This window comes from Bacillus sp. Nf3 (assembly GCF_003028545.1).
GTDB classification, from domain to species: Bacteria; Bacillota; Bacilli; order Bacillales; family Bacillaceae; genus Bacillus; species Bacillus safensis.
The window spans coordinates 568044-588044 of record NZ_PYUA01000001.1 but is presented as its reverse complement, the minus strand read 5'-3'; the positions used below and the strand labels follow the sequence as shown (position 1 = coordinate 588044).

The window sequence follows — 20001 nt, the reverse complement described above, 5'->3', positions numbered from 1 at the left end:
CTCTACCTCCGTTTTATGACGCAAAATACATACGGTCAAATGGGATTTCATACTGAGAAACATGAAAACCTACGCCTTTCAGGCGCTTATTATAAACGGCCTTTGTCACAGAATAAGAGATTGGGATGTAGACATTTTCATCATGGATATACGTCAATATTTCTTGATACATTTGTTTCCGCTTTTGCTCATCTGGTTCTATTAATACTTTCGTAATCGTCTCGTCCAGCCACTTTTTCTTTTTCAGTCCTAATTGGGCTTGATAATCAGCATGGGATGCTACACGGAATGAAGAGACATAAGTTTGTGGATCATAAGGAAGTCCCCAAGACAGCGAGTACATCAGATCGAACTTTCCTGTTTTTTGCCGATCTAAAAATGCCTGTTTTTCTTCTCCTCTAATATCCAGCTTGATCCCCACCTGCTTGAAATCTTGTTGAATTGATTCACTGATCGTTCTTTCACCCGCATTATCGGAATTATAATAAATAGCCACACTCAGCAGTTTGCCATTTTGATAGCGATAGCCGTCTTCTTTCATCTTCCAGCCTGCCTCATCCAATATTGCCTCTGCTTTCTTCTTTTGATCAGTTTTCTTTTTCAATGGAATATTTGCGTAAGGGACAGAAGGGGCAAGCAATGTGTGTGCCACCTTTTCCGTTCCATTTAAAATGCCTTCTGTGATCATGTCCTTTTGAATGGCGTATTGAAACGCTTCTCTTACTTTCGGATCTTTTGTGATTGGCTGGTTTGAATTAATGACTATCGATCTTGAACCAACAGGAGGACTCACGGTTACACCATATTGACCTGCTTCTTTTAAAGCCTGGAATGAGTCTCCATCGATCATGTCACCATCTGCTCCAAATAAAAGATCTATCTCTCCTTTTTGGAGCGCAAGTAAGATGGTCTGGTGATCCGGCATGACTTTCCATTTCACGGTTGAAATTTTCGGTTTTTTCCCCCAATAGTGGTCATTCATTTCAAAAACGGCATATTGATTTTTCTTATGTTCCTTTAGAACATAAGGACCTGTACCTGCATAGCTTTTGACTCCTTTTGCAGTCGTTCCATCAATGAAGCTTTTTGGAGAAATAAAACGGAAGGGGCGTGTTAAGCCCAGCTCTTCTAACGTAGGATAATAAGGCTCTTTCAACGTGAGAACAAATGTATCGTCATCTAACGCCTTTGTGGATTTGATTTCGGATACGAGATTAAGCCAAGCGTTCTTTTCAATATTTTTGACGACAGCATCAATGTTCCATTTCACTGCCTTTGCATTAAAAGGCTCACCATCTGAAAAAGTCACACCTTTTCGAAGATGAAAGGTGTAGGTTTTTCCATCTTTTGAAATGTCCCAGCTTTTCGCTAAGGCAGGCTGAACACCCTTCTCTGTATTGACGACAAGCGATTCAAATACCATATTTTGAGCAGCCATCTCTCCACCGTATAGATGGGGATTGATGTCCCTGATATCTTTTGTACTTGCATACACGAGCTCATCTTCTTCTCTATCATTCATGCTGGAAGATGCTTTGTTTCCAGAGCATGAGGCCAATAAAAAACAAGCCATCACTGAAAACAGCATCAAGGTGTATGTCACATAGGGATGCTTTTTCTCATATTTCTTCTTTATGTAAACAGGTTGATCACTCATATGTATTTCCTCCAATTCAACATTATCGTAATCATTACGATTATTAATCGAAATGATTACGAATTGAATATTAGCATACAGAAATGGGAAATACAACGTCTTTTCATAAAAAAACAGACTCATGATTGAGTCTGTTTCGCTTGTATAATTTGATCGATCACCCTTAATGCTTTTTCTGTTCCACCTGCTGCTTGGAAGCTTTCTTCAATTTTCTCAATCCCCGCCCGGTACGTATCACTGCCTAAAACCGTCTCAACGATTTCTCTTAGCTGCTCTGCTGTCAGCTGATCTTTATCAAGTGCGCAGGCAGCAGATAATTCGGTCAGTCTTTGTGCCACCATCGGCTGATCTTTGTCGACTGGAATGACGACCATCGGAACGTGGTAATGAATACCTTCATTGACACTGTTCATTCCGCCGTGCGTTACAAACACATCTGTCAGTTCGAGCACCTCAAGCTGCGGCACATAAGGCTCGATCAGAAAATGTGCAGGCGCCTCTTTTAAGAGAGAACGATCTACTTTTTCACCTGTTGCGATGATTACTTTTCCGTCAAAGTCTGCGAAGGCATCTATGCACATATTAAAAAATGTTTCTGTATCCCCAAGAACGGTGCCCATGGAAATAAAAACGACTTTTTCTTGTTCAAGTTCTTCCAGCGGGAAATCATGCTGGTCGGCTCTTTTTAGAAAGCTCGGTCCAATGAAGACAAACGAATCGTTTAATGAATCAACAGACGGCTGGAAATATTCACTTGTATAGACGATATTCAATTCTCCACGGTTTTTCATAAATTGCATCAAACGCGTTGGCTGAACGCCAAAACGCTCTTGTATTTTTTCTAACAGATGCTCGGCTTTCTCATCCTTCCTGTATAACGGTGTATCAAAATGCGCCTCTTGCAGCACAAAAGATGGGTTGGACCCAATGCTCGGAATGCGCAAGTAATCTCGAACAAGCTCCCCTGCCCCAAACATATCGAAGTAGACCAAATCAAATGAATGCTTATCGGAAAGTGTTTCCACTACCTCTAAAATATCATATGATGTCTGCAGCATGGCATGAAAGAACGGCTGCATGGAATCTAAATCTCCTTCTTCCACATGTAATGTCCGAATATAGTCTGGATGTATATGTACGTGAGCGCCTAAGCGTTTGATTCGTTCCTCATAATGTACAGTTGTGACCGCATGCACTTCATCGCCTCGATCCGCCCATGATTTGATCATTCCTAACATAGGGTTCACGTGTCCTTCAGCTGGAAACGTAATCAATAAAATCTTCGCCACAAGAAATTCCTCCTCATTGTCAATTCCCTTCCATGTTAATCATATACAGCAAGCCGGCTCAACAAATACGCCTGAAAAGGAAAGAAATGAGTCTTATGTCCAGTATTTCATGATAAAGTGGCAGAAAAAAAGACAAAGTCTCCTAATAAGCACTTTGTCTTTTTCACATTATGATTTGAGCAGCATTTTTTTAAATGCATCAGACTGTTTTTCAATGGAGATCGGATCTGCATAGATAAATTCCTTGATTGAATAGTACAGGACATGCCCTTGCTTCACCGCTTGATTTTTCTTCCATACACCGCTGTTCGTAATATCAAGATTTGGCTCTTTTCCATCCTTTGTTGGTACAAGTAAATAGTCTCCTGTATACTCATTCATCTCTTCTAATGAAATTCCAAGATAGCCTTCCTTTGGAAGTGCCTTTTCTGCCTTTTCAGGTAAGCTGAATCCATAGCCTTGATAGATGACTTCCCCGCCGCGGCCAAAGTCCGTACCAAATAAGTACACTTGCTTTGGCTGGACATCCATAATGGAGAATGTCTTGTCATCACCAATTTTCGCTTTCACTTCTTCTCCGTCTTTCTTCAGCTTCTCGTCCATTTCTTGTATTTGTTTTTTCGCTAACGCTTCTTTTCCAAGAATCTTTCCAATTTCAATATGCATCTCTTTGAAGCTATGTTCACTTGTTGTAAACGTGATCGTTTTGGCAATCTTTTTATACTTTTCAATCTGTTCGTTTTGTGAATAAGCAATGATTAAATCAGGCTTCAGCTTTGCAATCGCCTCCACATTTTCCATCGGCACCCGCTTCACACCTGTTTCATCTAAAAAGGATGATTTAGGATAAACATCTGTCATGCCAACAGGTGTCACACCTAACTTTTTAAAGTTCCCAAGCTGCGCTGTTAACACAACAATCCGCTTCGGCTTGGCAGGAATCGTGATCTTTTCACCCGTTTCCGTTGTATATGTACGCGTACTTGCTGCTTGCTCTTTATTCTCTTTCTGCCCGCATGCTACTAACAGCAGTGCCAGCAGACTGACTAGCCAAATCATTTTTTTCACTTACAAAACCACCTTTAATTGAGAATGATTATTAATTATAGCATAAATAAACATTCATAGATGAAACGTTTTAAAAGTGAATCATACATGAGGCGGAACAAAAAAACCCTCTCCAAAGGAGAGGGCTTCGTTGAGACCATTGTCTATCGTAAACAAGGTCAAGTACGCGCTCGGAGGGATTCGAACCCCCGGCAGACGTGGTACCGGAAACCACCGCTCTATCCAACTGAGCTACGAGCGCACGATATGTTTTTTGAACGTCAGCATATCAAATTATAAGGGAAATGCTGCGAGAAAGCAATGATTAATCATTCGTCATGATGATGTATTTTCTTACTTTGGATACATAAACTAATATGATGGTTTGAAGTGGAATGATTTTGGGGAAAATGGATAGGGGTATTTGAATTTAGGTCAGCGTTTTGTTTGACCTTTATTGACCAAAAATGTATCATTGAATTACATACTTACCTAAAAGGTGAAGGAGGAACATTATGAATTTAATACCTACAGTCATTGAGCAAACAAATCGTGGGGAAAGAGCTTACGACATTTATTCTCGTCTTTTAAAAGACCGTATTATCATGCTTGGTTCTGCGATCGATGACAATGTTGCCAACTCCATCGTGTCACAGCTGCTTTTCTTAGAAGCTGAAGATCCAGAAAAAGATATTTCTATCTACATTAACAGCCCTGGCGGTTCAATCACAGCTGGTATGGCCATTTACGATACGATGCAATTTATTAAACCAAAGGTATCAACTATTTGTATTGGTATGGCTGCATCTATGGGTGCGTTCCTGCTTGCTGCTGGTGAAAAAGGTAAGCGTTATGCTCTTCCAAACAGTGAAGTCATGATTCACCAACCACTAGGCGGTGCCCAAGGTCAAGCAACAGAAATTGAAATTGCGGCAAAACGAATTCTTTCTTTACGCGATAAACTGAACCAAGTACTTGCTGAACGTACTGGTCAGCCAATTGAAGTCATTGAGCGCGATACAGATCGTGACAACTTCAAAACAGCGGAAGAAGCACTTCAATACGGACTCATTGACAAAGTCTTGACCCGTAATACAGAAGAACAAAAATAATGATCACAACACAAACCGTCTGCTCCTTGAACAGACGGTTTTTTGTTTTAATCCTACTTTAAGACAGCTCCGTCCATTTCTGCTGAAGAGACGGTGTTTGATAAGAAGCCATCTGCGTGATTAATTCCTCCGGTTCACTCGAAGCATGTAACAATTGAAGGTGTGATTCATTCGAAAAACCTTCTTGTATACTAAATTTCACCATGTCCATGAGCGGGTTGAAATAGTCATTCACTTGATACAATCCAATTGGCTTTTGATGAATGCCGATTTGTGCCCAGCACAGCACCTCAAATAATTCTTCATATGTACCAAAGCCACCTGGCATCGCAATAAACCCATCGGCCAGCTCGCTCATTTTCGCTTTTCGTTCATGCATGCCTGTTACCTCAATTAATTCTGTCAGCTCTTGATGCACGACTTCTCCTCTAAAAAGCCCCTTAGGCATGACACCGATCACTTGCCCGCCATGTCTCATGACCTCATCGGCAATCGCGCCCATTAACCCAATACGCGATCCTCCGTAAACAAGACGAATGCCCTGCTTCGCCATATAAGCACCCAGCTCCACAGCCTTTTGTTTGTAGACATCATTTACACCTGGATTTGAACCAGCAAACACACAAATCGTTTTCATCAAAACAGCTCCATCTCTCTCTATGATTTCTTCACTCATTCTACTATAATGATTTGTAAAAAAACAGCCATTTCTTCTATATATAGTGTAAAATCAAAAGAGTGAACACCATATAAGGAGCTGTATAAAGAGAATGCAAACAACTGAAATGGAGAAGTGGATCAAGGATTTTTATCAAATGAGAAACTGGACAGAATATGGACCGTTTATCCGGTTAGGCTTCTTAATGGAAGAAACGGGAGAACTCGCTCGTGCTGTTAGAGCAATAGAAATTGGACGAGACCGGCCTGATGAGCATAGACAGGAATCATCTGAGCTGAAGAAAGAACTCATTGAAGAAATGGGAGATGTCTTAGCAAACCTCCTCATTTTAGCGGATCTCTATGACGTCACAGTAGAAGAGGTCTTCAGCACTCATCAACAGAAACTCACAAAGCGTTTTTCTGGAGAAAAAGAGTCAGTAAAAAACACGTGACCAAGCTGTCACGTGTTTTTCTAAGCCTTAAAGATGCTGTGGTGAGATGTCATCTGTTCGTTCAAAGAAATGCTGCTTTCCGATATGATGGAAAAGACCTGTTCGATGCAAAAGCTCCTTAGGCTGTGATTGAAGCCCAACGATCATCAGCTTTCCATTATGATGCTTTAACCGATTGGAGATATTCATGAGAACCGCTTCTGCCGACGTGTCCATATAATTGACTTTATTCATAAGCAGAATGAGTGTTTTCGGTTTTGTTTGAACATGGTCCAAAATCGAATTTTCCAATGAATCTGTTGTTCCGAAGAAGAGCGGCCCTTCGATGGAATACATACTGATCCCTTTCTCGTCTACCTGTTTTTCTAAAGCAGCTGCTGTTTCCATCTGAGGAACAGCGACATTTGTATGGATATTGGTCGTCTGGCTCATTTTTTTGATAAAAGCGATAAACGCTAAAATGAGACCAGCGGTGACGCCAATAATCAAATCACCGATCACTGTGAGCAGGAAGGTCACGACAAGTACAAGCGAATCGGCATTTTTCACTTTCACAATATTGATAAATTCTTTTCTCTCACTCATATTCCAAGCAACAAACATTAAAATTGGTGCCATTGCAGCAAGTGGAATCATTGACGCATATGGCGCAAATACCATTAAAATTAACAAAACGACAACGCCATGCACAACACCAGAAATCGGACTTGCTCCGCCATTTTTTATGTTCGTTGCCGTGCGGGCAATAGCGCCCGTCGCTGGAATTCCTCCAAAAAGCGGTGCCGCCATATTGGCAATTCCTTGCCCAACAAGCTCTTTATTGCTGTCATGCTTAGAGCCTTTCATATTATCAGCAACCATTGCGGATAAAATCGATTCCACGCCGCCCAAAAGTGCAATGATAATTGCTGGAGGCAGGAGGTATATCATTTTTTCAATCGTCAATTCAGGAAAAGCGAAGGTTGGCAACTGACGAGGGATTTCACCATATGCAGAGCCAATCGTTTCAACTTGTCCTTGAAAGAAGAGAACGGCGAGAAACGTAGAAGCCAATAGACCTAATAGAGCACCAGGTATTTTGGGAATGTATTTTTGTGCCGCCAAAATCACGATGAGCCCGGTGACGGCTGTGATGATGGCGAGACTGTTTGTGGTACCGAGATGGACCACGATTTCTCTCATATTGAGGAAAAAGCTTTCATGTTTTTCAACACCCTTTAATCCGAGGAAGTTGGCAATCTGTCCTGAAAAAATAATGACAGCAATGCCAGCAGTAAAACCGATGATAACCGGACGAGGAATAAATTTCATGAGCTTCCCTAGTTTGAATATTCCGAATAATACAAGCATACAGCCTGCCATAAAACCGGCAATAAGCAAGTTTTCAATACCGTACTGGCTGACGATCCCGAATAAAATTGGAACAAACGCCCCAGTCGGCCCGCCGATCTGATACTTTGAACCACCAAACAATGAAATCAAAATGCCGGCAACGATGACTGTGTATAATCCATATTCTGGTCCGACACCAGATGCAATGGCAAATGCCATGCCTAAAGGAATTGCCACAACCCCCACGACAAGCCCAGCGATTAAATCGCGCCTAAACTTTGATGAATTGTACCCTTCAAATCTTCCATAAAAACGCATGGTATGTGTTGGCCTCCTTTAAGTATGTGTAGATGATTTAGGTATACTGCGGGTCAATCAGTTTATCTTTCACAACGACATCCAGCTTTCCTGTTGCTGGATGAATCACCAGTCCATGAACAGCCACATCACTTGGCATCAGTGGATGCTCTTTCACTAATTTCACACTTTGGGCCACGCTCTCTTCAACTGAATCAAAGCCTGTCAGCCAGCCCTTTAAATCGACTCCTGAGTTTTTTACAATGCTTAAGCATTTCTCTTCGATTCCGCGTGCTTTCGCCTTTTCAAGTAAAGGATCCGCCGCAAGACCTGCCATTCCGCATTCATGATGACCTACAATGCATACTTCCTCTGCCTTTAGCTCATAGATAGCTAGCAGGATACTCCGCATCACACTGCCGAACGGATGTGTCACGATGGCGCCCGCATTCTTAATGATCTTTGCATCCCCATTGCGCAGCCCCATAGATTGCGGCAATAATTCCAAAAGACGGGTATCCATGCACGTTAAAATGACCAATTTCTTCTCAGGGAATTTCCCCGCTTTGTAAGGCTCATAGTGTCTCTCATTCACAAACTCTGAATTGTGCTGAAGAATCTGTTCTAATTTTGATCCCATTTTGCCATCTCCCATCTTTTTTAAGTAACGTAAGCTCGTGCCTGTCCCCCTTTTCCTTCTCGTGTTCTCAAGAATAGAGAAGAAAAATGATAGAAAAAAAAGAAAAAAATGAGAAAACGATGAGAAGAAATATCATTATTTTCTCTATTTTACGCTGCATCCCAACGGATTCGCGGGTTTGTTTTCAATCTATTGTTCTCATCACACTAAAAGACAATAAAATGGTTTAGTAGAAAATGACCATCCCGTTTAATACATTTCAAATATAATAAATTTTCTATCAAAAAGTCTCGATCTATTTTCCAGTTTGTCAGATAATCTCTCGTAAAATCTTGCAAATTCACATGTCTCCTCTACCATCTACTTATTTTTATATAGATAAAAAATGCATCAGATGGCATATGAATCTACTTTTTCACTAAGAAAATGTCTTTCTTTACCGTTATTTTAGTATATTAAATATTGAGCTGCTAACATTCAAACGTGTTCTGCCGAAATGGTTGCTTTATAATAAAAGGAGTAAGATGACCATGTGAAAGGAGCGAATTGACTGTGATACCACACATTTTTGTCGCCAAACCCTTACCTGCTTCTTTTGAGGAAATGCTAAAGGAACATTGTACATACGAGGTTTGGCAATCTAAAGACCCTATTCCAAGAGACATTTTGTTTGAGAAGCTGCAGCACGCTGATGGTCTTTTAACGTCTGGGACGAAAATCGATCAAGAGCTGTTAGATCACGCACCAAAACTCAAGGTAGTGAGTAATAACTCTGTCGGCTATGACAATTTCGATATAGAAGTGATGAGACAAAGAGGCGTGATTGGTACGCACACCCCTTATACGCTCGATCATACCGTGGCTGACCTTGCCTTTTCACTCATACTCTCCTCTGCGAGAAGAATCGCCGAGCTTGATCGTTTTATCCGTGAAGGAAAATGGACGAAATTCGTACAGGAAGAAGAGGTCTTTGGCATCGATGTACATCACCAAACGCTCGGTATTATTGGCATGGGTCGTATTGGAGAACAAGTTGCCAAACGGGCAGCACATGGTTTTGATATGAATGTTCTTTATCATAACCGAAGCCGGAATGAAAAGGCTGAATCGGCGTATGGCGCTGTCTATTGTGTACTTGATGATCTTTTAAAACAAGCTGATATCATCGTGTTGATTACACCGCTGACCGAGGAAACGTATCATATGATTGGGGAACGAGAATTGAAGTTAATGAAGCAAACGGCTTTATTTGTAAACATTTCCCGCGGGAAAACAGTGGATGAAAAAAGCCTCATTCAAGCACTTCAGGAGGGATGGATCAAAGGCGCTGGTCTTGATGTGTATGAGCAGGAGCCGCTTCAAGAGGATCATCCTTTCAAAGAGATGAACAATGTCACCCTAGCCCCTCACATCGGTTCCGCTACTGAAACAACAAGGGATCTCATGCTGAAACGAGCCATTCATAATGTGATTCATGGAATAGATGGGAAGGCGCCTGTTGATGTTGTGAAGGAGCTTGCTTCATCTTGATCAAATAAGACGCAGGGAACTGAACTGCGTCTTTTTATTTATTTCTTTAAGAGGCTTCAGGAGAAAAGTCTCATTTTAGCAAAGATCCTGATTCTTTACATTTCCTTCATGTTCGGGTGCTATAATATGAGGTAGACAAGCATCAAGAGGACGGCATCGGATTTCCTTAATAGGAGGATGAAGATGAAAAGATTGAGTTCAGTTTTGACTATGTTCGCTCTGATCGCTGCTATTCTGTTTTCTGGATTTATCCCGCAGCAAGTTCATGCAGAAACACCTCTTACACCAACAGCCACAACTGAAAATGCTTCTATTCAGCTTACGTCAGATGTACGTACCCTTGCCGTCATTAATACGTTTGATGGTGTAGCAGATTATTTAATTCGCTACAAACGACTGCCTGATAACTACATTACGAAATCACAAGCAAGTGCTCTCGGATGGGTGGCATCTAAGGGAAATCTAGCAGAAGTGGCGCCAGGTAAAAGCATCGGTGGAGATATTTTCTCAAACCGGGAAGGACGTCTTCCTTCAGCAAGCGGCCGCACATGGCGTGAGGCAGACATCAACTACGTTTCAGGCTTCCGCAATGCTGACCGTCTTGTGTATTCAAGCGACTGGCTCATTTACAAAACAACAGACCATTATGCGACTTTCACACGTATTCGATAATCAATAAAAAAGACAGCCCTGTTTCATCTGGGGCTGTCTTTTAGTATGGTTTACGGTATAAGCTTTTTCACGTAATCCTCAAAAGGACTCGGAAGCGGCTTTTTCGACACTTCTTCATGTTCATGTGTGGTGACATGATCCTCAGTAACGATCACACGTCCTGTTGGCGTGAGCTTTGACGCAAGTGGTCTTTTGTTAAAAGGAGAGGATTCATTTTCATAAATCTCGTGTCTCAATTGGACCAATGCAGCCTCGTCCACCTTGTTCAATGTGAAAGCATAGCCTGTTTCAGCACCATCTCCCTTATCTAACTGAAGCAGATGTGTCCCTTTTTCGGTTTCCTTTGCTTTGACGCGAAACCGAATAGACGCTCCTTCCACCCAATCTTCTGTAAAAGGCACAGGCTGAAGAGGTAAATTCACACCAAATCCCGCATCAATGAGAAAGCGTTCGTTATGATGCTTCAACATGATGGCTACATGCGTGCCATCAATGGCCCACGTGTCCGCTTCTTTGATATACACTGTCCCTTGAAGAAGCTGTACAGAGAGCCCTGCCTCTTTTAACACATAGTATAAGAGAGGATTGAGATCGTAACAAAGACCTCCTCTGTTTTCTTCAAGAAGATGCTGCTTCAACCCTTCTTGATTCAAAGCGTAGGATTGTTTGTTCAGAACAGATCTATTTTCGAACGGAAAGGTATAGGCCATTTTTTTTAATAATACAGGTAAGTCATTAAAGGTTATGGACTGACCTTCATATCCGATCTTCTGTAAAAAAGCTGATTGAATCATGACATTCCCTCCTAAAAAAACTGAGCCTTTGAAGAGACTCAGTTTTCTTGATTGATAAAATCTGTTAACGCCTCAATGGCTTCTTGTTCGTCCGCACCATCTGCAATCAGTGTGACAGTAACCCCAGAGCTGATCGCAAGACTCATGAGACCCATAATGCTTTTCGCATTGACTTTTTTCCCGTCTTTCTCTAGAAAAATATCAGCTCCAAAGCGATTGGCTTCTTGTACAAACAAAGCAGCTGGACGTGCCTGCAAGCCTGTTTTCAGCTGGATGGTGACCGTTTTTTCCACCATATGATCTGCCTCCCTTTTTCATTCTCCTATTTGAGTGTAACAGCTTGTCCATTTCGTAATTGTTCTGCAATTTGATCTAGCTTTCTTAAACGGTGGTTAATCCCTGACTTGCTAATCTTGCCGCTTTCCACCATTTCTCCAAGTTCCTTCAGCGTGACTTCTTGATAGTCGACTCGCAGTTTGGCAATTTCACGAAGCTTATCCGGCAGGGCATCAAGTCCAATTTTTTCATCAATAAATTGAATGTTCTCGACCTGACGCAGTGATGCACCAATCGTTTTATTCAAGTTTGCTGTTTCACAATTGACGAGCCGGTTGACGGAGTTCCTCATGTCTCGGACGATTCGCACATCTTCAAAGCGAAGCAGTGAATTATGAGCGCCCACAACACTTAAAAATTCCGTGATTTTTTCTGCTTCCTTCATGTACGTAATGTACCCTTTTTTGCGCTCAAGTGTTTTACTATTGAGATGAAATTGATTCATCAGCTCACAAAGGGCATCATTATGTTCTTTATATAGTGAAAAAATCTCAAGGTGATAGGAGGACGTTTCTGGATTATTCACAGAACCGCCTGCTAAAAAAGCACCTCTCATATAGGAGCGCTTGCAGCATCTTTTCTTCACGAGCTCCTCTGAAATATTGCGTTCAAATACAAATTGCTCACCTAATATTTTTAAATCCTCTAAAATGGTTTTCGCTCGTTCTACCAATCTGACAATATACACGTTATTCTTTTTCAATCTCATTTTTTTACGGACGAGCAGCTCGACTGTCACATCGTATTTCTTTTTGAGCAGCGTATAAATACGTCTTGCAATGGCTGCGTTCTCTGTCTGTATATCTAAAATCAATTTTCGATTAGAGAAAGATAATGAACCGTTCATACGGATGAGGGCAGAAAGCTCTGCTTTTGTGCAGCAGTCCTTCACGTCCAGATTAGTCAGCTCTTTTTTTGTTTCGGATGCAAATGACATCCTTGCCACCCCCATTCCTATTTTTTCTGATGCAGTAGATCGACAAGCAGCGAGGCTACTTTCAGCGTGTCATGACGAATGACATGCTGGTCATATGTAATGATTTCTCCAGGAATCACTTCTAGTCCCATTGCTTTCAGTGCATCTGTGTCGAATTGGACAGGCTGTGCCTGTTCTTCTGCATATTTTGCTTTGATTTCTTCTGGAATTTCTTTATTGTTCACAAAAATCGTATCGATAAATGGACGAGCCATATGATCATTTAATGCCTGAACATGATCAGCAGCACTGTAGGAAAGCGTTTCCCCTGGCTGCGTCATGACATTGCAAATATACACTTTTTTCGCCTTTGAGCGAATCACTTCTTCTCCAATATGCGGGACAAGCAAGTTTGGCAAAATACTCGTATACAGGCTGCCAGGCCCAATGACGATCAAATCCGCCTCACGAATGACTTGAATAGATTCTGGCAGCGGTTCAATCGTATCGGGTGTGAGGAACACTCGTTTAATTCGCTCACCATAGGTGGGAATTTTCGATTCTCCTGTCACCATTTGCCCATTTTCTAATTCCGCATGAAGAACAACACTTGAATTTGCTGCTGGCAATACTTTTCCTCTCACATTTAAAACCTTACTCATTTCAGTAACGGCATGAAAAAAATCACCGGTTATATTTGTCATGGCCGCAAGAATGAGGTTGCCGAGTGAGTGGCCTGTTAAGTCATTCCCTTTGTTAAAACGGTGCTGAAATAAATCTTCTACAAGCGGTTCAACATCAGAGAGAGCCGCAAGGACATTTCGAATATCACCTGGAGGGGGAATATTCAAATCATGCCGCAGTCTGCCTGAGCTGCCTCCGTCGTCAGCAACCGTTACTATAGCGGTAATGTCCACTGGCTTCGTTTTTAGCCCTCTGAGCAAAACAGATAAGCCAGTGCCACCGCCAAGAATGACCACCTTTGGTAGTGTCGTCATCTATTTTCTGCTTCTCTTTTCAATGTCCCGGTGAGTGACATGTGTATAGTAATCGTTTTTAAAATACTCCGATAAATAGTTGGCAAGCGTCACAGATCGATGCTGCCCGCCTGTACAGCCGATGGCAATCACAAGCTGACTTTTTCCTTCCCTCTTATACGACGGAAGCATAAAGCTGAGAAGATCGATTAATTTCTCTGTGAATTTTTGCGTTTCACTCCATTTCATCACATAGGAGCGCACTTCTTCATCGTTTCCAGTCTGTGGACGCATACTCTCAATATAGTAAGGATTCGGCAGGAATCTCACGTCAAAGACAAGATCAGCATCAATCGGCAGACCGTATTTAAAGCCAAAGGACATCACGTTTACTGTAAACACCTGTCCTTGGTTTGTGGCAAAGTGCGTGACGATTTTTTCTCGCAGCTGTTTTGGTTTTAAATCCGATGTATCAAAAATCATTTGAGACCGGCCTTTTAACTCCTCTAACAGCTCGCGCTCCATTGCAATTCCTTCAAGCGGCAAACCTGTTGTCGCAAGGGGATGCGAACGTCTCGTTTCTTTGTATCTTGAGACAAGTACCTTATCATTTGCATCTAAAAATAGAATTCTTGGCGTGATCCAATCAAGATCATTCATTTCATCTAATGCCGCAATTAAGCTGTCAAAAAATTCGCGTCCGCGCAAATCCATCACAAGAGCGACCTTGCTCATCTTGGAATTCGATTCCTTCATGAGCTCTAGGAATTTCGGTAAAAGTGATGGCGGCAGGTTATCAACACAAAAGTAGCCTAAATCTTCAAAGCTTTGAATGGCGACGGTTTTCCCCGCACCTGACATTCCTGTAATAATCACAAGCTGAATATCTTCTTGTTTGTGTGTATTCATGCCTGCTTCCTCTCCTTCTTTATGAAAACGGTTCATGTATTATTCTCCCTGAGGATCTAACCGATAAGCAATCAGCTCAAAATCGGGTGTATACGTAAAAGTACCGTGCAGAAGTCCTTTTCCTTTGAGCATGAAATCAAGAATATGGGAATCTCCTGGAGCCATCGGCAAATGAGGCACATCCTTTACGTCATGCCATTTTAAAATGCCTTCCTCTGACTCTGTTACGTTTTTTCCGGTAAATGAATCTGCCATAAAGGTGAACATCATCCACTCTTGAACGATTTGATCGCCTTCTTTTATGATAAAGGTAAAAACACCTTTCAGCTGCGGATTTAAAATATAAATACCTGTTTCTTCTCTATATTCTCGAACGACTGAATCCTTGACCGATTCACCGCTTTCCATTTTGCCGCCCGGTGCTACCCACCAGCCCCGTCTTGGCTTTTGCAGCAAGAGAACTTGATCTTCGTGATGCAGCACACAATTGGTTACTCGTTGCATCAGCTGTCACCTACTCTTTTATGTCTTTAACTTATTATACAGGTTCAACCTGACTCCCACAATGAACATGCCCGTTCTTCCCCGAAAACAGACCGGTTTTCGTTTGAATGATGTAACGAGCCATTTCTCTACTCTTTATTTTACAGCATCTAACGGTTCTCCATGCGTCATTTGTGAACATCTCGTGAATTTCTGATTTTAGGCAAAAAAAAGGACACGGATTCACATCCGTGCCAAACATGTATTCCTTATAAAAGGGGGTCAATTACTAGTTTTATCATAACGGAAAATTATTTCACCCGTGTTACATTCCAGTTAAAAGCCCATGACGCTATATTAAGGATTTACGACAGCCATTTATTTCGTTGCTTTGAGTTTTTCAGCAAGCTCTTCTACATAATGCTGTGCGCTTTGTGCTGCAATACTTCCGTCTCCTGTTGCTGTGACAATTTGACGAAGTGTTTTTTCACGAATGTCACCCGCTGCGAAAATACCTTCCACTCTCGTTTCCATTCTTTCGTTTGTCTCGATGTAGCCTTCTTTATTTGTAATGCCGAGATTTTCAAATGGTTTAGACAGTGGCAGCATTCCGATATAGATAAAGGCGCCGTCTGTTTTAAACTCTTCTTCTTCACCAGTCACCGTATCAATCAACGTCACACTGCCGACTTTCCCGTTTTCTTCATTGATCTGTTTGACGGTTTTGTTCCACATGAAGTCAATTTTTTCATTATCAAAGGCACGCGCTTGTAAAATGCTTTGTGCACGAAGCTTATCGCGTCTATGGATAATCGTTACTTTAGAAGCGAAGCGTGTAAGATACACACCCTCTTCTACAGCAGAATCTCCGCCGCCAATGACGACAAGCTCTTTGTTTTTAAAGAATGCTCCGTCACATACTGCACAATATGATACGCCGCGGCCGCCAAGTTCTTTTTCACCTGGTGCACCGATTTTTTTGTATTCAGCCCCTGCCGCGATAATGACAGAGCGTCCTTTGTATTCTTTTGAGCCGGCTTTGACGATTTTGTATTCTTCACCGTTCACGATTTCTTTGATATCGCCATACGCATACTCTGCACCGAATTTCTTCGCATGCTCAAACATTTTATTTGAAAGTTCCGGCCCCAAAATGCTTTCAAAGCCAGGATAGTTCTCGACATCTTCCGTATTCGCCATTTGTCCGCCTGGAATTCCTCTTTCAATCATTAATGTTGAAAGATTTCCCCGTGATGTATAAACAGCGGCTGTCATTCCGGCAGGACCCGCTCCAATGATGATCGTATCGTAGATTTTTTCTTCTGACACAACTGTCACTCCCTCTTCAATTGCTGCTCGCATTTCTTATTAGAATGCCCTTGGGTGATGCTTCCATTCATGACAGAGAGCATCATTTCCACTCTTAGCTTTTATTCCTTACCCATATCCTATTAAATCTGCGGGGAATAAGCGAATCATTTGCTCATATCTTCAAAAAAAGAAAAAGCTTCCTTAAACTGCTGTTTAAGGAAGCCTGTTTACGGTTATATAAAAAGTAATGATTTATTCAACGACTCTTCTTACAACGCCTTTGAATGCTTTTTTCCAGTATACGTTGCTCATTGAGTCAACTGAAACACCGCGAGAGCTGTTATCGTTCAAGAATGTACCGTTTCCTAAGTAAATACCAACGTGTCCATTTACTTTATACGTATCAAAGAACACAAGGTCTCCGCGTTTCATGTCAGATGCACTTACAGCTCTTCCTTTACCTACAAGCGAATCTGTTGTTGTACCGCCAACTGGTCCAAGGTTGATACCTGCTGATGCAAATGCCCAGCGAACGAATGAAGAACAGTCAAAACGACGTGCGTCAATATCGGCTTGTGATCTGCCGCCGCCCCATTTATATGGAGATTGTCCAACAATAGTAGAACCTGTGCTGATTGCACCTTCAATTCCGCCTACGTTACTGCTGACAGGTGATCCACCGCCAGTAGATGGCTTCTTGCTTGGTGAGCTGCTGTTGCTGTTATTGTTATTGTTGTTATTAGATGACCCGCTGTTACTCGAAGACGGGCTGCTATCGTTATTTGAGCTGTTGTCTTCCGCTTGAACACTAGCTTGACGCTGCTGCTGTTGTCTTTGCGCTTTTTCTTCTTTTGCTTTTTGAGCTGCTTCTCTAGCTTCTTTTTCAGCTTGTTTTTGTGCAGCTACTGTTGCGTCTTTTTCAGATGCAATGCTGTTAGCCTCACTGTTTAACTCGCTGATTTCAGAAAAAGCACTTCCTTTTTGCTTTTTCACTTGCTTGAATAGCTTGTCTTTTTCATCAAGCTGTTTATTCAAGTCTGATTGAAGTGTTTCAAGCTTTGCAAGTGTGCTTTGCACATTTTCAAGCTTTGTGTTTAATTCGTTTTCAGACTTTTGAAGCTCTGCTTTGTCTTTTTCCTGCTCTTTAATGATTTCACTGTCTGCGTTGATCAGTGTAGAAACTGCACCTGCACGACTGATGAAATCACTAAAGCTTTTTGCTCCTAGTAATACATCTATGTATTTCGTAGAACCGCCGCTCTCTTGAAGGGCACGTACACGCTTTTTCAAGAACTCGTTTCTTTCTTCAATACGTTTTTCTGTATCAGCAATTTCTTTTTTCAGTGCTTTGATATCTTTTTTAGTTTTTTCATTTTCTTTTTGTTTTTCTTCAATTTGATCACTTGTTTTTAAAGCTTTCTCATCAATATCTTTAAGCTTTTGTGCAAGTGCCTCTTGTTTTGCTTCAAGCTTTGAAAGCTCTTCTTTTTTCTTTTGAAGATTCTTGTTTACCTCAGATTGTTTGCTGTCTAGTTCTTGTTTCTTTTGTTCAAAGTTCTGTGCGTTTGCTTCATGTGTAAATGGAATAAATAAACCGCTCGCTCCGATCACCGAAGCTAAACCGAAAGTAATAAACTTTTTCACGAATAGTTCCTCCTTTGACAATTTCCCAAGCGACATTAGAAAGCAGCAAATTCTCTGCGACCAATCTGTGCTCTCTATGTCTTTCTTCCTGATTGTTCAGTCAGATGTTGACCAGATTGTTTCTATCACTAGGTGTTTCATTATGTATAGTAAAATATTTAAATATCTATCTTTGTTTTAATCCACGATTTTCATTATACATGAGACATCGACAAAATGAGCTAATATTTTTATTACATTTATGTTTCAAAAACATGTCGTGATTGTCATACTTCGCCAATTCCTTGCAAATCCCACCTTTTTATCCAAGAAAAAAGCATGACCTTTTCGGCCATGCTGGGATGTTCTGAATCTATTTACCTATTTAATCAATTAACGTACAGATCTCTCGTTCGTATTTTGACAGTGTTTGAACACTGATCTGAAAAGCAGACGCAATGTCTTTTTTGCTGACAGCTGATTCTTCTTGTTCATTCATCCATAGATAATAAGATGCTGCTGCCCAGGCAGGCGCATTTTTCTTATCAATACCAGAAGCACGTGCCTGCTGAATAATATGGAATAACCAAAAATAAGGCATATGGCTGTCAGGCTGAACGGCTTCCTCCAAACTGGATGCCGCCTGTTTTGCAAAAACTGCATCTTCTGAAAAAGACTTTTCTTTCATTTCATCTTCATACAAAAGCAGTTCTATGAATTGCTGTTCAAAAGCCGTTTTCGCGGCGCGTGCATCAAGGACAGACTGCAGAACGTCACGTTCTCCTTTTTGTTTACTGACATAATACGCAGTCAGCCGTTCCTCAATCGAGACCATTGGCTCAGTCACCTCAGGTTTATCCTGCCAAGGCTTGATTTCATCTGCGTCGATGTCTTCTTCGACCATCTTATCCCAAACCGTTTGGGCGAGCGTCTTGTGACCTGTATGATAGGCTGCGCTTGCAAGCCAGTATAAAAATGTACTATCTCCCTGAAAACCTGTTTTGTACAAAGAATAAAGCCATTTAAAGGCCCATTCAAATTCTCCTACAAGGGCAAATGTTGCACCAAGCTTATAACGCTGTTCACTTAGTATTGGATACACGTGCGTTAATTGCTTCGCTAACTTGTTGACCTTCTCTTCTTCTTTTTCATAATGGTAGAAGACTAGCTGATTGCAAAGGGCATGCAGATTACCGGGATTTTCATGAAGGACCCGGTTCAACATTTCTTTCGCCTGATGGATTCGACCAGAATAAAAATAGGCCAAAGCGAGATTATTATACGCTGACCAAAATTCTGGATACTCAACAATCATCTGTTCTAGCATCTCAATGGCTTCATCGAGTCTGCCGCTTTCTAGCAAATGGTTTGCTTGATCCTGCTTCACAATCAGGTCATCCTGATCATAAGGAAAATCTTCGTCCTCTTCGTCGCTCATATCGAGCAAGTCAAGAAGGTCGTCATTTTCATCCGCAAATTCCCCGTTCTCTTCCAGCGCGGCATAAGCAGTAGCTGATTTATATGCCTCTTGAAATAGTCCGAGATTGGCATAATTATTGGCTTTAAAGTAGTGACACTCAGACATGTTTTCATCGATGTGTTCAAGGATGAAATCAAGCAGTTCATTTGATTGTTGGTAATGACCCATTTCAGTATAAATAATGGCAAGCTGTGACAGCATTTCTACATTTTCAGGCTCAAGTACGATGGCCCGCTGTATTAGCTTACTTGCCCTAGACAAATTTCTTTCTCTATATGCTTTAAGACCTTTATGAAAAAAGTAATGCCCATCTTGAAAAAGCTGGACGACTTGTGTGTGATTATTTTGAGAAGTGTATTTACTCACCGATACCCTCCATTTCGAACAGTGTACCGTGTGTAGTATAACATACTTCACCAGTCGTCACATAGAACAAAAGGAAAGGAAGGATTTGTTTTTCATTTAAAAATAAAAAGCCTGGGAT

The 20001-nt window shown here is 41.4% G+C and carries 18 protein-coding genes, 1 tRNA gene and 1 pseudogene; 4 read left to right on the top strand and 16 right to left on the bottom strand.

Annotation, left to right across the window (positions count from 1 at the left end; translation table 11 throughout):
* Positions 1 to 13: 13 nt before the first annotated feature.
* The 4 genes from nikA to C9414_RS02875 all read right to left on the bottom strand — a co-directional run bounded on the left by nikA (position 14) and on the right by C9414_RS02875 (position 4255).
* Positions 14 to 1657 carry a nickel ABC transporter substrate-binding protein gene (gene nikA / locus C9414_RS02890; protein WP_107163031.1) on the bottom strand — a complete coding sequence of 548 codons (1644 nt, stop codon included), beginning with the start codon at positions 1655 to 1657 and terminating at the stop codon, positions 14 to 16.
* A 119-nt stretch (positions 1658 to 1776) separates the two neighbouring features.
* Positions 1777 to 2946, bottom strand: coding sequence for a macrolide family glycosyltransferase (locus C9414_RS02885; protein ID WP_107163030.1), 1170 nt, complete (start codon positions 2944 to 2946; stop codon positions 1777 to 1779).
* Between the two features lie 168 nt (positions 2947 to 3114).
* Positions 3115 to 4005, bottom strand: a complete 891-nt coding sequence (locus C9414_RS02880) for an ABC transporter substrate-binding protein (RefSeq protein ID WP_047203877.1) — start codon at positions 4003 to 4005, stop codon at positions 3115 to 3117.
* Between the two features lie 174 nt (positions 4006 to 4179).
* Positions 4180 to 4255 (bottom strand) — tRNA-Arg (locus C9414_RS02875).
* Positions 4256 to 4508: 253 nt separating this feature from the next.
* On the opposite strand from C9414_RS02875, the gene clpP reads away from it, so the two are divergent.
* Entirely contained in the window at positions 4509 to 5105 is a 597-nt protein-coding gene (clpP, locus tag C9414_RS02870) for an ATP-dependent Clp endopeptidase proteolytic subunit ClpP (protein ID WP_007500118.1), read from the top strand.
* A gap of 58 nt (positions 5106 to 5163) precedes the next feature.
* On the opposite strand, the gene C9414_RS02865 is transcribed toward clpP, so the two are convergent.
* Positions 5164 to 5742 (bottom strand): LOG family protein, encoded by a 579-nt coding sequence (locus tag C9414_RS02865; RefSeq protein ID WP_047203876.1) that lies wholly within the window; start codon positions 5740 to 5742, stop codon positions 5164 to 5166.
* 133 nt (positions 5743 to 5875) lie between these two features.
* Between C9414_RS02865 and C9414_RS02860 the strand changes: the two genes are divergently transcribed.
* Positions 5876 to 6217 (top strand): MazG nucleotide pyrophosphohydrolase domain-containing protein, encoded by a 342-nt coding sequence (locus C9414_RS02860; RefSeq protein ID WP_107163029.1) that lies wholly within the window; start codon positions 5876 to 5878, stop codon positions 6215 to 6217.
* Between the two features lie 27 nt (positions 6218 to 6244).
* Here the strand turns inward: C9414_RS02860 and C9414_RS02855 are convergent, their stop codons facing one another.
* On the bottom strand, positions 6245 to 7867 hold the full coding sequence (locus tag C9414_RS02855) for a SulP family inorganic anion transporter (RefSeq protein WP_047203861.1): 1623 nt from the start codon (positions 7865 to 7867) through the stop codon (positions 6245 to 6247).
* A 37-nt stretch (positions 7868 to 7904) separates the two neighbouring features.
* Positions 7905 to 8486, bottom strand: a complete 582-nt coding sequence (locus tag C9414_RS02850) for a beta-class carbonic anhydrase (RefSeq protein ID WP_047203875.1) — start codon at positions 8484 to 8486, stop codon at positions 7905 to 7907.
* Positions 8487 to 9038: 552 nt separating this feature from the next.
* Here C9414_RS02850 and C9414_RS02845 point away from each other — a divergent pair.
* Positions 9039 to 10016, top strand: coding sequence for a 2-hydroxyacid dehydrogenase (locus C9414_RS02845; RefSeq protein ID WP_047203860.1), 978 nt, complete (start codon positions 9039 to 9041; stop codon positions 10014 to 10016).
* A 345-nt stretch (positions 10017 to 10361) separates the two neighbouring features.
* Positions 10362 to 10688: pseudogene (locus C9414_RS02840) on the top strand (ribonuclease); the annotation flags it as partial.
* A 50-nt stretch (positions 10689 to 10738) separates the two neighbouring features.
* Here the strand turns inward: C9414_RS02840 and C9414_RS02835 are convergent.
* From C9414_RS02835 to C9414_RS02795, 9 genes are all read right to left on the bottom strand, one after another.
* Complete coding sequence (locus tag C9414_RS02835) at positions 10739 to 11482, bottom strand: arylamine N-acetyltransferase family protein (RefSeq protein ID WP_107163027.1); 744 nt, start codon at positions 11480 to 11482, stop codon at positions 10739 to 10741.
* 38 nt (positions 11483 to 11520) lie between these two features.
* A complete protein-coding gene (locus C9414_RS02830; RefSeq protein WP_024423549.1) occupies positions 11521 to 11778 on the bottom strand; it encodes an HPr family phosphocarrier protein in 258 nt (85 codons plus the stop codon).
* Between the two features lie 26 nt (positions 11779 to 11804).
* Entirely contained in the window at positions 11805 to 12755 is a 951-nt protein-coding gene (whiA, locus tag C9414_RS02825; RefSeq protein WP_003213321.1) for a DNA-binding protein WhiA, read from the bottom strand.
* Between the two features lie 17 nt (positions 12756 to 12772).
* Positions 12773 to 13732 carry a gluconeogenesis factor YvcK family protein gene (locus C9414_RS02820; RefSeq protein ID WP_047203858.1) on the bottom strand — a complete coding sequence of 320 codons (960 nt, stop codon included), beginning with the start codon at positions 13730 to 13732 and terminating at the stop codon, positions 12773 to 12775.
* Positions 13733 to 14620 (bottom strand): RNase adapter RapZ, encoded by an 888-nt coding sequence (gene rapZ, locus C9414_RS02815; RefSeq protein ID WP_047203874.1) that lies wholly within the window; start codon positions 14618 to 14620, stop codon positions 13733 to 13735.
* Positions 14621 to 14659: 39 nt separating this feature from the next.
* Entirely contained in the window at positions 14660 to 15124 is a 465-nt protein-coding gene (locus C9414_RS02810; RefSeq protein ID WP_024423553.1) for an 8-oxo-dGTP diphosphatase, read from the bottom strand.
* Between the two features lie 357 nt (positions 15125 to 15481).
* Positions 15482 to 16432 (bottom strand): thioredoxin-disulfide reductase, encoded by a 951-nt coding sequence (gene trxB / locus C9414_RS02805; RefSeq protein ID WP_048238006.1) that lies wholly within the window; start codon positions 16430 to 16432, stop codon positions 15482 to 15484.
* 234 nt (positions 16433 to 16666) lie between these two features.
* Positions 16667 to 18058, bottom strand: a complete 1392-nt coding sequence (locus C9414_RS02800; RefSeq protein WP_107163025.1) for a C40 family peptidase — start codon at positions 18056 to 18058, stop codon at positions 16667 to 16669.
* Positions 18059 to 18422: 364 nt separating this feature from the next.
* Positions 18423 to 19883, bottom strand: a complete 1461-nt coding sequence (locus C9414_RS02795; protein WP_058837574.1) for a tetratricopeptide repeat protein — start codon at positions 19881 to 19883, stop codon at positions 18423 to 18425.
* Between the last annotated feature and the right edge of the window lie 118 nt (positions 19884 to 20001).